The 16,805-nt window shown below is 46.6% G+C and carries 11 protein-coding genes; 3 read left to right on the plus strand and 8 right to left on the minus strand.

The annotated features are described in order from the left end of the window. Nucleotides 1–28: 28 nt before the first annotated feature. Nucleotides 29–376, plus strand: a complete 348-nt coding sequence (locus L3C95_RS17315; RefSeq protein WP_236389383.1) for a hypothetical protein — start codon at nt 29–31, stop codon at nt 374–376. A gap of 5 nt (nt 377–381) precedes the next feature. Here L3C95_RS17315 and L3C95_RS17320 read toward each other — a convergent pair whose 3' ends face one another. The 3 genes from L3C95_RS17320 to L3C95_RS17330 all read right to left on the minus strand — a co-directional run bounded on the left by L3C95_RS17320 (nt 382) and on the right by L3C95_RS17330 (nt 2,251). Continuing rightward, a complete protein-coding gene (locus L3C95_RS17320) occupies nt 382–834 on the minus strand; it encodes a hypothetical protein (protein WP_236389384.1) in 453 nt (150 codons plus the stop codon). Next, nucleotides 809–1,981, minus strand: coding sequence for a DUF4221 family protein (locus L3C95_RS17325; protein ID WP_236389386.1), 1,173 nt, complete (start codon nt 1,979–1,981; stop codon nt 809–811). Before L3C95_RS17325 ends, L3C95_RS17320 begins: the two co-directional genes overlap by 26 nt. Nucleotides 1,982–2,044: 63 nt before the next feature. Beyond that, nucleotides 2,045–2,251, minus strand: a complete 207-nt coding sequence (locus L3C95_RS17330; protein ID WP_199652451.1) for a hypothetical protein — start codon at nt 2,249–2,251, stop codon at nt 2,045–2,047. 301 nt (nt 2,252–2,552) lie between these two features. Here L3C95_RS17330 and L3C95_RS17335 point away from each other — a divergent pair, with 301 nt between their 5' ends. Then, on the plus strand, nt 2,553–3,092 hold the full coding sequence (locus tag L3C95_RS17335) for an SRPBCC family protein (RefSeq protein ID WP_236389388.1): 540 nt from the start codon (nt 2,553–2,555) through the stop codon (nt 3,090–3,092). A gap of 73 nt (nt 3,093–3,165) precedes the next feature. On the opposite strand, the gene L3C95_RS17340 is transcribed toward L3C95_RS17335, so the two are convergent. The 5 genes from L3C95_RS17340 to L3C95_RS17360 all read right to left on the minus strand — a co-directional run bounded on the left by L3C95_RS17340 (nt 3,166) and on the right by L3C95_RS17360 (nt 12,542). Further along, a complete protein-coding gene (locus L3C95_RS17340) occupies nt 3,166–4,296 on the minus strand; it encodes a glycoside hydrolase family 105 protein (RefSeq protein ID WP_236389389.1) in 1,131 nt (376 codons plus the stop codon). Nucleotides 4,297–4,327: 31 nt separating this feature from the next. Further along, nucleotides 4,328–6,040, minus strand: a complete 1,713-nt coding sequence (locus L3C95_RS17345; protein WP_236389390.1) for a RagB/SusD family nutrient uptake outer membrane protein — start codon at nt 6,038–6,040, stop codon at nt 4,328–4,330. A gap of 56 nt (nt 6,041–6,096) precedes the next feature. Continuing rightward, nucleotides 6,097–9,234, minus strand: coding sequence for a SusC/RagA family TonB-linked outer membrane protein (locus tag L3C95_RS17350; protein WP_236389391.1), 3,138 nt, complete (start codon nt 9,232–9,234; stop codon nt 6,097–6,099). Nucleotides 9,235–9,721: 487 nt separating this feature from the next. Further along, entirely contained in the window at nt 9,722–11,821 is a 2,100-nt protein-coding gene (locus tag L3C95_RS17355) for a chondroitinase-B domain-containing protein (protein ID WP_236389392.1), read from the minus strand. A 223-nt stretch (nt 11,822–12,044) separates the two neighbouring features. Beyond that, a complete protein-coding gene (locus tag L3C95_RS17360) occupies nt 12,045–12,542 on the minus strand; it encodes a hypothetical protein (protein ID WP_236389393.1) in 498 nt (165 codons plus the stop codon). 71 nt (nt 12,543–12,613) lie between these two features. Between L3C95_RS17360 and L3C95_RS17365 the strand changes: the two genes are divergently transcribed. Further along, nucleotides 12,614–16,696: a hybrid sensor histidine kinase/response regulator transcription factor gene (locus L3C95_RS17365; RefSeq protein WP_236389394.1), complete on the plus strand. Its 4,083-nt coding sequence runs from the start codon at nt 12,614–12,616 to the stop codon at nt 16,694–16,696. The last annotated feature ends 109 nt before the right edge of the window (nt 16,697–16,805 follow it).

Genomic DNA, 16,805 nt, shown 5'->3' on the forward strand with positions numbered 1-16,805 from the left:
AAGGCCTGAAAATTGAGGCCTTCTCTGTATGAGGAAATTCGTCTTTTTATCGCAGGGTATATACTACCTGCTCACTGGCATCTGGCCTGTTGTACATATCAGCAGCTTTATGCTCATAACAGGGCCTAAAACGGACCTATGGCTGGTGAAAATGGTAGGGTTGCTGGCCGCATCTGTGGGTATTACGATCCTCGTAATGCGCAGGGTCAAAACGCAGTTCACAATATTGAACTATACCACAGCCATCAGTTTTCTGATCATTGATGTTTATTATTCAATGACGGGTATCATCTCTAACATCTATCTGGCAGATGCAGTATTGCAGCTATTGTTTATTGTACTGCTGGCATTCGCTGACCGGAAGAAGGAGCAATAACGATCTCATTTACTCAGCAAAGCATTCAGTCCGTCATCATCGGGACTTTGATAAGCGATCTTGTCGATCTGATGATCCTTTACACTAATGATCATCGGATAGATCTCTTTTCCCTTATCAGGATATTCGATCATATTAGCAGTATCCAGCAACACTTTATTGCTTGATATAACATTACTGCCCAGTTTTATCTTCAGTAATTTGGCCGATTGGATCCGCGTGAAAATATACCTGATGTTATCTGTCCTGCCAATGTTATTCTTCACAAACGCTTCCGCTGTACTGATACAACCTTCACAACCCTGATTGGGAATGATCACATAACTACCCGTTGCAAGTTTGCTCTTATCCAGTGCATCTATGGCCTGGTGCAGGCTTGTATGTTTATCCGCGCACGCCGATGTTAAAAGGGTAATGAACAGGAATAACAACTTATAATCCGATCTTACATTGTACATACTGAGCGATGTTTTGATCCTTATTATTAGCATTAAGAAAATATAACCCTTCCCGGGTAACAAAGAAGTTGTCTAATGCCAGTGCATCAGGAAGGGCTGCTTCTCCGAGATATTTAAAGTCTTTGTCAAACGCGATCAGACTGGCCTGCTTCCCTTTTAATATACCACGGTCTGACACCTTACCGGAGGGAGGCAATTCCAGCAACCGGTAATACCTGTCATGATACTCATCGTAAATGATATTACGATAGGAAGGCGTGCTGGTATAATAGTCCAGCGCCAGCTTCGGGTCCAGGATTCGTTTATCGCTTTTGGATAATGTCATTGATGTGATACAGATGCCGGTCCTGCTACCTGCATATAATTCTTTCGTTTGCCAGTTACTATCAATGACCTGTATGTTGTGATCGGCGGGCAAACTGACCACCATTTGCTTTGTCTGTTCATTATAGGTGGCATATGGCGTACGCATATGCGATCCTCCCCAGTTATGTTCCCAGTATACTTCTGAATATGGCAGACGGCGGGTGATATACCCTTCAGGCAGTTTAATTTGTGTGCAGATAGTACGGCCGTTCACATATTCCTTTTCGTTCTCTCCTAACAGAAAGCCGGCGCCGACAATTCTATTGCCCAGGAAAAAAATAGGCGATGCTGCGTTGGCGTAGGGCCAGGAACCAGCATACCCTTTAATACGTGGAGCGTCACGATTAATGAAATCAAGGCTTTTATAAACAGTATCACGGATCAGTGAATAGTAGGATAGCTTTGCAGTGCCATAAGCATAGAGAGCAAGGCTATCCGCAGCGAGATATTTCATGTAAGATACCTTCTGCTTAATGTTCACCTGATGAATGCTATCGGGATGTATCAGCCCTTCTCTTCCAAGCGGGTATTGCAGCAGGCGCTTATTATAGCTATCAAATACATACAATACATTTTCTGACACATGATAATCGACAGGTGTCGAAATACCCATGACCATTAAACTATCGAGATAAAGCTGCAGCGTATCATTTGTGGATATGGCCAGCGGAATAACAGTACCGGCAGTGTTACAATTTGACCAGGGTTCTTCCTTCACAGTATCACAGGCATAAAGAGAGATAACAAGGCCGCATAATAAAAACAACAATCTTCCTGACATAGGTCCGTTTAGACTTGAAATAAATAAAATAAACAGGGCGGGGTACGCCCTGTTTATCATCCGCTATTCTACATAATACGTACAATTGGTCTCATCCGGATTAACGGCAGACACACAGTCGTAGTGATATACACCACCTACAACAGTGATCCTGCATTTTCCGCGCAGGCCATGATGATCGTCCTGGCAGGCACTTCCGGAAGATGATCCTGATACGAACAAAACAATTGCTGTAACAGCAAGGCCAAAAAGCATGAGGGATCTTTTCATCTTGTATTGTTTTAAATGAAGGAAAAACAAGGCGGCAGCACTGACGTTAACAAAATCACAACCGGGTATAACACATTACAGATTACAGGATATTGGCATCAGCGGGTATTCATAATTTCAGTACTGACTAAATTTAGGTAAAAAATTTATAATTCACCAAAACTGTTCTGAAATAGCTACCTCTTTTTTCTGCTAAAATTGTCAAGCTGACACGGTGATAATTGTTCGCTCTGGCGTTTTCGTTTTCTTACAATCCCACCCGGATGATGGCAGCTACTTTTGTATCATTAAATCTTACAAAATGAAACGCAACACAAAAAAAGTAGTAAAAGCATCCATATTGTTGTTAATCATCCTTGCAATAACGGTATTCGCGCTTGAATACTTCAGCAATTATCAGGTAACGAAAACGATCCACGCCGACGCGCCGGTTATAACAAGGAAGAGCATTGTGATTAATGCGCCGGTAGAGAAAGTGTGGAAGATATTCACCGATGTAAACAACTGGGATACCTGGCAAAACGAAATCGTTTCTCCAGCATTAAACGGGCAATTTGAAGAAGGCGCCACGTTCGACTGGAAATCCAATGGACTTACCATACATTCTACATTAAACAACGTACAGGCCAACAGGGAAGTTAGCTGGTCCGGCCCTGCCTTCGGTGCATTCGCCATACATAGATGGCGTTTTTCGACACAAAACGGACATACCACGATCCAGGTAGAAGAAAGTATGGAAGGATGGCTGGTACAGTTGTTACCGGGTAAGTTTCAATCGGGCCTCGACACATCCATTGAACACTGGCTGGCTTATCTAAAGGCAGCTGCTGAGAAAGTTTAAAGCAAGCGCCTGTCCGTAAAAGACGGGCAGGCGCTTGCAATTGTGGCGCCCTGGAATGTCTTTATTAATCAGGCTATCTTAGTAATGCAGCGGCGCACCATAGCAGTGGTGCCTGTCCATGCATATCGCCGGTGATGCGTTTACGGTCCAGGTAATACTGCCGGTCATTCTTTTTATTGGTGCCTTCACATACTTCACGTACATCGCCAGCCGCGTCAATATACGTTACCAGCGCCAGCCACGCTTTACGCGCTGCAGGACCATACACTTTTGCGTCAAGCCATCCCTGCTTTACACCTGTGATCATAGCGAATGTGAACATACCCGTGCTGGATGTTTCCGGCCATGAAGCCGGATCATCTATCAGCTGCCGCCACATACCATCTGCTGCCTGGTATTTTAGTAATGCCGACATCATCTTTTTGTATCCCTCCATAATGCGGGGCCTGTCGGGATTGTCCGCCGGCAATGAGCGTAACAGTTCACTCATACCTGCAGCCATCCAGCCATCGCCTCTTCCCCAGAAGAAAGGAACGTCCGGCGCATGATAAAAAAGTCCGTTAGGCTGTTGCAGGGAATCGAGGTAGACCACCATTTCCTTTGCGGCGCGGTCTATATACTCCCTGTTGCCGGTAGCACGATAGGCCTGCGCCTGCACAGCTGTGATCATGAACATATCATCGATCCACATGCGGGTCTGCCAGGTCAATCCCTGCTTGTAATACACAAGCCCTTCCGGCTTCACATGCGGACCTTCCGGTGAGCCCCACTGTTTGTCGGCGATCTTCTTACCCAATGCCAGGTAACGCGGATCTTTCGTTTGCTGATACAACTCCAGTGGTACGGACCCGAACACAGTATGGTCTACATGGTCAGGCTTAGGCACCAGCCCCGTATCTGCTCCAAAAAGCGGCTCAAAACGTTCGGCTAGTTTTATAGTCAGTGTTTTGTCCTTACTTTCCTTTGCAAATGCCAGTGCGCCATACCAGGCACACACCTCTGGATACGTGATCACAGAAGGTGGCTTCGGCCTGCCGAAATTAGGATGTGGAGATGCAACGAAACGGCTGGCCACCCGTTTGCCTACTTCCTGCGGAGAGCTGCCTTTAGGAAAATTCTTTAGTGTGCTGGTTTGTGCATAAGCCACACTACAATGGATGAAGACCGTTATGGATAGGAGCATGCCTGCAGGCTTTCTTTTCATATGATTGTTTTTACGGTTAATAGCAATATGTTTACCATTGTGGGTTCTGTGGATACTTAGGACCAGTCGTTGTAGCATCTATCTGCGTTTGCGGAATAGGCCGGAGCCTATGCTTCTCCTGGATATTCTTCTGCCCGTCTGTATTGTGCAATCTTACCCGTGTCAGCAACTGTCCGGTTCTCACCAGGTCCTGCCATCTTGTTAGTTCTCCGCACAGTTCCCGGGCACGTTCATCCAGGATGAAATCCAGCGAGAGATCTGCTACCCGTACTTCCATCGCCTGCGCATCGCCTGTAGGATAAGCTGCCCTTCTGCGGATAGCATTAACAAAGGGAAGTGCATCCCCAGGCCTGCCATCCATGAATGCTGCTTCTGCCGCTATCAGGTAAGTGTCTGCCAGCCGGTACACAATAATAGGCCTGATAGATGGAGCATTCATATCAGTACGTTTGGTATCAAAATATTTCGTCAGCGTGGGTGCTAAAGTAGGCGCATATTTACTGGGCGTGATGACCTGGTAAGCAGTAGCCTTTATTTGTTCGTCAGGCATTTCATAACCAGGCATAAATATAGCTGTATCTCCGATCCCGAATTTTGGCCGCCCTGGTTGTGCATTGGCCGGTGCTCCCGGTGGCAGAGGATCAGGCCAGTTTGGGATCAGCTTGCGTGCATTGCAGATCCAGGCGATCTGAAAGCTTTTATTGTAGCGCGTATCATTCACTTTATCAGCAAACACGGTATCTGTCAGCCAGCGGGTAGGGATCTGCCGTATATAAGGACGACCGTAAAAAACATCGCGCTGCATGCCGGGCTGGTTTTCGTATTGCGGCGCCCACAGGTGGCACAGGAGATTATCGCCATCGCGGTTGTCCTGTCTGGGAGAACCATTGTATGCAAGATTAGAAGTATGCTGTACCGTCCACAACACTTCCATATTCGCTTCATTCCCTTCCTGGAATACCCTTCCGAAATCGGGTAGCAGTCCAACTCCTGACGCTGCGCCATTGTTGATCAATGAAGCTGCTGTTGTATATGCGTTTTTATAATCATCTGCTTTTTTAGCCGGGGAACCAGCTCTTGTAAGATAGACCTTCGCTAACAAGTGTGTGGCTGCGGCAGCAGTAGCTCGTCCAGGCTGTACACCAGCGCTAAGCGGACCTGCCGGCAGACTGGCAATAGCCGCAGTCAGATCTTCCACAAGGAAATCATATACATCCGCTACCGGATCGCGTACCGCCGAGGTAGTGGGAGTACCCTGGAAATGCTTGTTCAGTGTTACATCTCCCCATAACTGCACAAGGATAAAGTAATAATTGGCTCGCAGGAACCTGGCTTCCCCCACCATTCTCTTTTTGAGCGTTGAGTCCATTCCGGGTATCTGCGGCGCATTATCCACGAGCCCATTGCAGGTATTGATATACGTGTAACAATACTTCCAGACATTACCCACATTGGTATTAGAAGGTGTATAATTGCTGGAATAGGTATTCAGATCGGTACTGCCATCCACACCTCTTTTAAATTCATCAGTGCCGCCTACCGTCAGATTAAAAAAGTCCTGCGGTCCCCATATCCAGCGGGTACCTGAATAAGCAGCATTCAAACCGGCTTCAAAGCCCTGGGCCGTTCTAAAGAAATCGGGTGTAAGAACAGAATGAGGTTCTTCCTCCAGCTTCTTCTGGCAACCATAAAACAGGCCTGTTACAAACAGGAGATTGATAAGATATATACTAAGCTTTTTCATATACTGATAGTTTTTGTAAATATTCCGGAACTGCTGTCCGGATTTAACTATATCTATCACAGCGACACATTGACGCCAAATATCATAGACCAGGTACCGGGAGTATCCACATTCAAACCTCCCTGGTTGTTGGTTCCGGAACCTGATCCCATAGCTGTTTCAGGATCGATACCCTTGTACTTGTTCCGGTAAGGAGAAAAGAGAATAAAAGGATTCTGGGCCGTAGTATATATCCGTAATGCGCCTAGTCCCCATCGTTTCGCCATGGCGGGCGTCACGCTATAACCAAGGCTTATTGTTCTGATCTTCAAATAGCTTCCATCGAAATAACTTAACAGGGAACTGTTGGGCGTATTGGTATTGGCATGGTTAGGTTTGGGATAAAAGTTTTCACCACTGCCGGGCGTCCAGTAATGTACATCCAGGTTATTGTAATTACTCTGGTAGGTATTGATAAAACTACCGCTCTGGTGCATCCTGCTTACGATCATTCCACCCATTCTTACGAAGGCTACAATGGTAAGATCAAAGCCTTTAAACGTAAAGCGGTTGGTAATGCCTCCCTCCCATTTCGGCTGATTGGAACCTAATATCACTCTGTCGTCTGCATTGATCAATGAATCGCCATTCGTATTCGCAAGCCTGATCTGACCTATCACTGAGCCGGGATGTGTTACTGTCAGTCCATAACCTTTAGCGATCAGCGAATCTTCTTTTGTATTCTGCCAGATGCCTTCTTTCTTATAGTCGAAAATGACGCCTATAGGATAACCGACAAACCAGTTGTTATTGACATCTCTTGTAACACCATTTGCCAGCTGCGTGATCTTACCACGGTTAATGAATACATTAAGATTTGTTGTCCAGCCGAATCCATTACCTGCGTCGCGAATGTTCACTGTGCTGAGCTGTAACTCTATCCCCTTATTAGAAGTCTTTCCGACATTCGTCAGGATAGCATTGGGGATACCTGAAGTAGGCGGCAAAGTTTGTGGTAGTAACAAAGATCGTGTTTGCTGCTGATAAACATCTATTGATCCTGTTATGCGATTATCCCACAGGCCGATGTCAAGCCCTGCATTCAAGGTGGACGTATATTCCCAGGTAAGTGCCGGATTGGCCACATTCGTGGGATAAGCACCGGTAACATTGCTGGAGCCAAAATTATATGTAACAGGCGATAAGGCGCCTAAGGTCTGATAAGGAGAGATAGCAGTGTTACCTACAGAGCCATATCCTACCCTTAGTTTCAGATTGGTAAGCGCGCGCGCTTTTGACAGGAAGCGTTCTCTCGACAGGTTCCAGGCAGCAGATACAGATGGGAATACATGGTATTTATTTCCGGGCGCCAGACGGGAAGAACCGTCTGAACGCAGCGTTAAGGTAAGTAAGTATCTTTCATCATAGTTATAGTTAAGTCGCGCCATGTAGGAAAGGATATCCCATTTTTCATATTTGCCCTGTCCGGTAAGGTTGGCCGAATACTGCGGATTAAAGTACTGCAGAAAGTCTGCGAGGATGGTATTGTTATTAAATGTATTGGACTGCAATGCTGACTCCTGCAAGCTGTATAAGCCGGTGAAGTTGATGTTATGCTTCCGGGCAATCGTCTTCTCATAGATCAGCAGGTTCTCAAGTGTATAGTCGAGGGTCATGTTGGTCTGATTACTGGAGGTAGACAAAGTACCCTGGTTGTACGTTGTTTTGCTGGCATAGAAATTTCCGTATACATCATTCCTGAGCTCCGCACCTGCATTGAACCTGTACTTCAGACCTTTCGCCAGACTGATCTCCGCATATAAAGTGGTGAAGGTACCCGATCTTTTACGCGTCTCCACAGCTGCACCCGGCAGGAAATTAGCCAATGGATTCCATACCTGACTGGCGGTACCGGGTACATATGCATTCACTAATGCACCGGTGCTATCGTATGGCGATACCAGGGGATTAGCGCGTAATACCTGTCCCATCGGATTGGCATTTTCTCCGCTGGTGATGGAATAGGTATTCAGTGTATTGAGGCCTATTTTCACTGATTTCCCCAGCTGCTGATCGACGCTGGCTTTGACGGAAAACCGTTCAAAAGACTGACCTGAATAAATGCCCGTCTCCTTGTAATATCCGCCTGATAAGGCATATTGCGTGGCCTCTGATCCACCGGTAATACCCAGTTGGTGATTTGTTATCATTCCGGTCTTATAGATCAGTTGCTGCCAGTTAGTACTACGGCCCATTTTAATACCCTGCACTTCTTCCTGACTGAAAGAGCCATTTGTATAAAAGGAAGGATCGTCCAAGCCGGTATATTTACCGGGGGTTTCATTGATGAGCGCCCATTTTTTAAAGGTGGTGAACTGCTGCCCATCCATCACATCGTATTCGCCCATGTTCTTAACAAATCCGGCATACGCGCTATAGGAGATAACAGGCCTGCCTGTTTTACCCCGGCGGGTGCTGACGAGAATGACACCATTGGCGCCTCTTGAACCGTATATAGCGGTGGCGGAAGCATCTTTCAATACTTCTACAGACACTACATCATCCGGATTGAGATCGTTGATATCGCCGTTAAAAGGAATACCATCTACAATGAACAACGGGTCGTTGGAAGCATTCACAGACCTGGTACCTCTTACCAGTATTTTTGGTTTTGCACCGGGCTTGCTGTTACCTCCGTTTTTCTGCACATCGATACCGGCGCCCTGTCCCTGTAATGCCTGACTCAGATTGGCTACAGGCACGTCTCTAAGGGCCTGTTCCTTAATGGAGACAATAGAACCTGTTACATCTGATTTCTTTTGGGTACCATATCCTACTACCACTACTTCATTCAGGCCTTTGTTGTCTAATTGCAGCGAAACGATTACTCCCGACTGATGATCGTCTCCTACAACGATCTCTTTACGGACATACCCTGTAAAGGAGATGCTGAGTACAGATTGTTTCGGAACCGTGATGCTGAACTGGCCCCCGGCCAACGCAGCGGTTCCGTGCGTACCACCTTTTACTCTTACGATCGCCCCTGGCAGCGGCTCTCCCTGCTCATTGGTGATGACTCCCTTTATCACTATTCCCTCCTGCGTCTGGGCGTATATACTGCCCGGCAAAAACATTAAATAATACAATATGACAATAGTCCATACCCCCCTGGTTCTACAACTATAGCATGTAATTGCAGCGATCAGATTTTTCATAACAGAATTTTTAATTGTTAGGCGGAACTAATACTGATGGAACCTGGATAAAATGCTAAGCGATAGTGACAATGCCTGACGTGATTTGAATACAGCATACATGCAAACGATTGCACAAATAGAGAATAGAATTCCCTTTCCCATATATTTCAATGAGAATACCAACGTTGACAATTTATTCTATAAATCATGCAAACGTTTGCATGTATGGGTAGCAGAGAGCTGTTACAGAATAATTACCTCATAATTTAAAAATTGGATTTTGGTGAAGAAGATAAGTAAATGCTAACGGGCCAGGAACGATCAAACTTTCATAACGTAATAACTTGCGAGACTAAGTTATCAACTGTGGAACACTGTTTTAAAGGTAAACAAAAGGCCTTGAAAAAACGCCTTGTGCCGCTTGTCTAATTTTATCATTTACTTATACTTTTTTCTCATCTGCAAAGCTATTCCGGTTGTCTGATGGAGAATATCCTGTCTTGGTTTACAATTTTTGCAGCTTCCTGGTACCCGATTTCCCGTTATGCTGTAACTCCAGCAGGTACATACCGGCGGGGCTTTTGTCTGACTTAAAAGGTACTGTGTATTTACCGGCAGACAGCTGTGCATTGATCAGCACCGTCACTACCTTACCATTCATATCATAGACCACCAGGCGGGTCCTGCCAGGTTCCGGCAGTGTAAAATGAATAGTCGTCTGGTCAGAGAACGGATTAGGAGAGCTGTTTAAGGTCATTTCAGGCGCGGTACTATTCTTTGCAGCAGTAATGGCCTGCCTGCTACTGCTGCTCGTTTGTATATTCACCTCTGTGTAACTATTCCATGCATTCACACTATTGCCATGACCCAGTATCCGCACATATTTTGCCTGCCGGGCGGTGAAGGTGAATGTCTCCAGGTTCAGGGAGGTACCACTGCTTACCCGTCCTGTAGCTGCATTGGTCCAGCTCACACCATCGCTACTTGTCAGAATATCAAAGGTGGAAGTGCGCACATTGCCGTTATAAAATGCAATCTGTACCCCCGACACAGATACGGCATTGTCCAGACAAAATTGGATCCATTGTCCGTCGCCATTGGCAGACCAGCGTGTGTTCAGATCATCGTCCAGTACATTAGCAGGTACGTTTCCATCATCAGCACTGGCTGATACAGGTTCACATGTACCGGGATCGCTGGCTGCATTGGGGCCAACCATCGCCGCTGTGAGTATGCGCGCAGCGACCGGTGCACTGGACACCTCATCAGCTCCGATTTCCAGTGAAGACGTACGTGGTTGTCCGTCCATATCAGTAGTGACAGATGGATAAGAACCGCTAGCTGCGCTGATGGCGGGACTACCCGACTGAAGATGGAAAGTACCGGTGGCATCCCTGGCCAGTAAAGGATTTGCGGTCGTGTATCCGCTGGACGGCATGTCGCCGTCGCCGTTTGTGTTGTACAGCATATTGCCACTCCATACAGCACCAGTGTAAGGTCCGGCAATGGTAGCTGCTGCTCCCCCGCCCTGTACGATGTTGTTGGCAACGGTGATAGCCGTGGCTCCCAGACCATTGGTACGTCCGCCCTGGGTGATATTGGCAGGATTGTTCACCAGCGTATTAAAGGCGATCAACACCCTGTCAGGACGGTCATGCACGGTCAGCGCAGCGCCATCAGCCACTTCTCCATCGCCGTTACCAATATTGATAGCGGGATTGCAATTCTCAAAATGATTGCTGAATATCTTATGATCATCTCCGAAAATGCGGATACCTGGCGTGTTGATAAAGTAATTACCGTACACCGTGTTAAAATTACCATGCCGCAGGGTCAGATGGGCTGGGCAATTGCGGATGGTATTATAGCGGAATATCACTGCGGATGATTTGATGGAAATCAGCTCGTTCTCCCCTTCGCATTCCTCAAACAGGTTATGTTCTATAATGCTGTTGCTGGAAGACAGACTTAAACCGCTAAGGCCTACCTGTACTGATTCAGCGCCATTGCCCGTCTGGGGATTGTGATCAAAGAAATAATTGTGATGTATCCGTATACGCTGGCATATCTGGCTGCCGGTGCCGCGCATGGTGATAAACCGGCCCAATGCATTCTTGTGCTGGAATGTATTGTAATCTATTTCATGATCATTCCCATTGATGGACAGGTTCTCTCCTTGTCCGGGCGTTTCAAAAACATTACGCGTCCAGCGGCAGAAACTCGTTCCACTGGCCATCGTAGCCTGTGAGGCATTAAAAGTAAATCTGAAGCCGCGGATAATAATGTACCTGGCAGGACTGACAATGTTAAAACCGGCAGTACCACCGATCACGGCCCCTCCTATCGACTGAGCGGCAATCGTAATAGGCTGGGCAGCAGTCCCCTGCTTACTGATGGTAATATCTGTACTGGCAGTATATGTGCCATTCGCCAGAATGATCACATCTCCGGGGGCCGCATTGTTAATAGCCGTCTGCAGGGCCGATAAGGAAGAAACATTAATAGTGGCTGCGCGTAGGTGTCCTGACAGGCACAGGATAAAAAACAACAGGCAGGTTTTCAGGTTGCCGGACAGGCATAACAAGGGCTTGATTAGCTGTTTCATGTGGGTTTGTTTTTACAATAATTGATTAAGGGCGTGATGATAACAGGTTATAAAGTGTGGGAATCCTGCACCTGCTTTTTTAGTAAGCGGAGTCAACGTGGTATTTCTAAGATAGGATTTTTTTGGTAACAAACAATTGATGGCAGAGAAAGTCGCAAATATCCTTGACCGGGTCCCCCGCTTCCCGATCAAATAGCTATGCTTCACCCCACATCAGTAAAGCCTACGGCCGCTCTGTCTTATAATAACTTAATTTCACATGATACACCCCATCCCTGTATTTACGCGTATAAGTCCCGGAAATATGATGATAAGCGCCAGATCCTCCGGTTACAGGAAAATCATGGTCCGGCGCAATCGTATCTCCCGGCGTCAGATTAAATAACCCGATCGCTGAAATGGATCCGTCAGGCAGCTGGAAAACAGTTGTTGTGGTACAATCATAGCGCTTGCTACGCAGATTGTAGTACATACTGGAAAACACGTCCTGCGTAATAGCGACATCTTTACCTGTGCTGTCATGACATGTGGCAAGCGCCTGTTCTATCAGTCCGTTGTATACTCCGGAATCTGTCTGCTGGTGATTGTATAAAGTATCAAACTGGTTTTGTATATCTGTTTGCTGGTAAGTAAGTTCGATAACAGTGGGATTTTTATTCTTTTGCTGCTTGCAAGCGGAAAAGACAAGTAATATTGTACAAACGACAAGAATGGGTTTCATAGCTATGTTTTAGTAAATCTATGGCTAAAATATCGTATTTTCATATTAAGACTGATGCCTATTCCATGTTGATGAAACTACTACTGATTCCACTGTTATTGCTGGTGAACAATGTCTATGCACAACAGCCATCTTACCAGTTCTCTTCTTTGAATGTCAATGATGGCCTGTCACACAATCAGGTCAATTACATTTACAAAGATGCTAAGGGATTTATCTGGTTCGGAACAATGAGCGGATTGAACCGTTACGATGGTTATTCCTTTAAAATATTCCGCCATAATATGGCCGATTCCAACTCTCTGAGCGATGACTATATCACGGGTATCTATCCCGCTCCGGATAATCGCCTGTACATCAAAACCCGCAACGGCGATAATATCTACGATCCTGTCAGGGAACAATTCTCAGACGCTACGAAATGGCTGAGCAGGAAAGGACTGCCCGGCTACTATGTGAACAGTGTGGCACAAACAGGCAATACCTGGTGGATCTCCTATACTGGCGGGGGACTGTACAAGGTAGACAGTACAGGACATGCTACTAAAATACTTATTCCCGGCTCCGGCAATGTTCCCGTTTCAGACCTGAAAAAAGATGGGCAGAACAGGCTCGTCATCCTTTATAATAATGGCAGGGTGGAAAAACTGGACGTCAGCACCAACAGGATCGTTTACCGCAACGATCGTATCATCCCCATGATAGAAAAGCAACCTGCTACGCTGCGCTTTTTTGTAGATGCACAGGATGATGTATGGATTTATATGCCGGAAAACGACTTTGGCGTCATCTACCTGAATTCGCAGAAAGGTACTATCAGACAACTGTCCAGCCGGAATGGTTCCCTGAATAATGACATCGTCAACAGCATTGTGCAAGACGACAAAAACGTCATCTGGATAGGGACGGATCACGGGGGCATCAATCTCATAAATAAAAGTGATTTCTCCTCCCGCTTCCTGCTCAACAAGGAAGAAGACCCCAAAAGTGTGGCGGAAAATGCCATATATGCACTTTACAAAGACAATTTTGGCATCGTTTGGTGTGGTACCTACAAAAGGGGCATCAGCTATTTTACAGAGAATATGCTGAAATTCCCCCTTTTTAAGCATCGTCTTTCCGATAAACAGAGCCTCAGCTACAATGACGTCAACTGCTTTGCCGAAGACAAAAAAGGAAATATCTGGATCGGCACAAATGGCGGCGGTCTTATTTACTACGACCGTACTGCCGGTACTTTCACACGGCATCAACACAATCCGGCCGATGAAAACAGCATCAGTAAAGACGTCATCGTCAGCCTTTATGTAGACGAGTATGATAACCTCTGGATCGGATACTATTTCGGAGGAATGGATTTCTATAACAAAGGCAGGATCACCCATTACCAGCACAACGAAAAGAATCCCAACAGCCTTGCCAACAAGACTGTGTGGAAGATATACAGAGACAGACGCAACAATTTCTGGGCAGGTACGCTCGGTGGCGGATTGGACAGGTTTGATCCCGGCAACAGTATCTTTTACCATAATAATGTCAATCAACCCGCCTCCGTTCATTCCAACTTCATCACCGCCTTTGCGGAAGATAAAAAAGGGAATCTATGGATAGCCACCGCCTATGGTATCGATGTGCTGGACAACTCCAAAGGCATCTTTGTACATTATCTGAATGCCACCCATCAGCTGAGCAATGATAACGTGTTCTCCCTCCTGTACGACAGGAATGGGCACATGTGGGCAGGCACCCGCTCGGGTCTGAATGTGTTTGATGAAGCCACACAGACGTTCAGGTCATTTACAGTGAAAGATGGACTGCCAGACAACAACATCATTAGTATACTGGAAGATAATGAAGGATATCTCTGGGTCAGTACTTCCAACGGACTAAGTAAGATAGCTGTAAAGGAAGGCCCCGAAGGGCAGCTCAGCATCAGCTGCCGGAATTATGACGATAAGGATGGCCTGCAGGGTAAAGCCTTCAACGTAAATGCCGCCTGCAAACTCCGCTCAGGTGAGCTCATTTTTGGCGGCGCTGACGGATTCAACCTGTTCAATCCGGCGTCATTGCCACAGAACACCAATAAGCCGGCCATCGTGCTGACGGGATTACAGCTGTCCAACAAGACGATAGAGGTCAATGAAAAGGTAGGTAACCGCGTCGTACTGCCCGCCTCCCTGTCCGAAACCAAAGAGATCGTACTGAAATACAATGAAAATGATTTCTCTATTGATTTTGCTGCCCTCAACTTCATCAATACCGACAAAAACAGATATGCCTACAAGCTGAAAGACTTTAACGAGGAGTGGCTGACCACAGACGGTAAAACAAGACGCATCACTTATACCAATATCAACCCGGGCACTTACACCCTGCTATTGAAAGCAGCCAATGAAGACGGCTACTGGAATGAGGAAGGCATTTCTCTGAAGATCCGCATCAAACCGCCGTTCTGGAAAACGCCCCTCGCCTATGTCCTTTACCTGGTACTGGTAGTTTCGGTATTGCTGTTGTTACGAAGAATGGTCATCAAACGCGCCCATACGCGCTTCGTGCTCCAGCAGGAAAGAAAGGAAGCGCAACGCATGCATGAACTGGACATGATGAAGATCAAGCTGTTTACCAATGTCAGCCATGAGTTCCGCACACCGGTATCACTCATACTGGCGCCAATGGAAGAGATCATCCGGCATGCCAGGGACCAGGATGACAAAAACAAGTTCCAGCTGATCTACCGCAATGCAAAACGCTTATTGAACCTGGTAAACCAGCTGATGGACTTCCGCAGAATGGAGATGCATGAACTGAAGCTCGACCCTGTCAGGGGAGACATTGCAGCTTTTATAAAAGACGTTGCCTGCTCCTTTACAGACCTGGCAGAGAGAAAACAGATCCATTTCTCCTACGAGAGCAGCTGCAACCAATTATATACCCCTTTTGACCACGATAAGATCGAACGGATCCTGTTCAACCTCTTATCCAATGCTTTCAAATTTACACCTCAGGGAGGCACGGTAACTGTCGAAATGACTGCCAGTTCCACAGACGATAAAACATGGCTGGAAATAAGGGTTAAAGACACTGGAATCGGTATTCCGCCCGAAAGGCACGAAAAGGTCTTTGAACAGTTCTTCCAGAGCGACATGCCGGGAGGATTTGTAAACCGGGGTAGCGGTATAGGTCTGGCTATTACAAAGGAATTCGTAAAACTCAATAATGGAACGATCACTGTAGAAAGTGAGGTGAACAAAGGCAGCTGTTTTATTGTGAAACTGCCTTTTGAGCCATCCGGCGAACCAACTCCTCTTGCCGAACCTGTCATCCCTGCATCAGCAGTGCCTGTGGCGAAAGCGGAGGAAGAGACGCTCCCCTCGCCTGCCGGTTTAAATGAGCCTGCAGAAAAACAGACCATCCTCCTGATAGAGGACAATGATGACTTCCGCTTCTACCTGAAAGAGAACCTGAAGGCCTATTATAATATCATCGAAGCGGCCGATGGCGGCGCGGGATGGCAAAAAACACTATCCGGGCATCCTGACCTGGTGGTGAGCGACATCAATATGCCGGTCATGGACGGGGTGGAACTGTGCGGGAAGATAAAACACGACAACCGCACCCGCCACATTCCCGTTATACTGCTCACTGCCATGGCAGGAGAAGAAGAACAGTTAAAAGGACTGGAAACCGGTGCGGCAGATTACATGGTGAAACCTTTCAACTTCGAGATCATGCTGTCCAGGATCCGTAACCTGCTGACCAGACAGACCCTGGTGAAACATATTATAGGCGCCCCCGAAGCCGCAGGTGAAGGGCATGTCCCCTCCCCGAACGAAAAATTCCTGGAAAAGGTGCTGGCAATAGTGGAAAAGAACCTCTCCAATGCCGGTTTCTCCGTAGAAGAACTCAGCCGGGAGCTTTGTATGAACCGGGTATCTGTTTACAGGCGTATTTTCTCTCTCACGGGACAGACGCCGGTGGAATTTATCCGTACCGTGCGCATCAAAAAGGCAGCCCAGTTGTTGTCCAAAACAGAAATGAACGTGACAGAAGTAGCCTATGAGGTAGGGTTCAATAATCCTAAATACTTCGCGAAATACTTCAAAATGGCCTACAACATGCTGCCTTCCGCATACGTTGCCAGCATGAGAAAATAGGCCCTGCAAAGAGCTATACCCATCCATGTAACATTTAATACCCCTGCTGCAACATTTTATCCTATTTAATAAACATTGTACAACCCTCTCTTTCCCCTCATAACGATAC

This window comes from Chitinophaga filiformis, from assembly GCF_021646545.1.
Classification (GTDB): Bacteria; Bacteroidota; Bacteroidia; order Chitinophagales; family Chitinophagaceae; genus Chitinophaga; species Chitinophaga filiformis_A.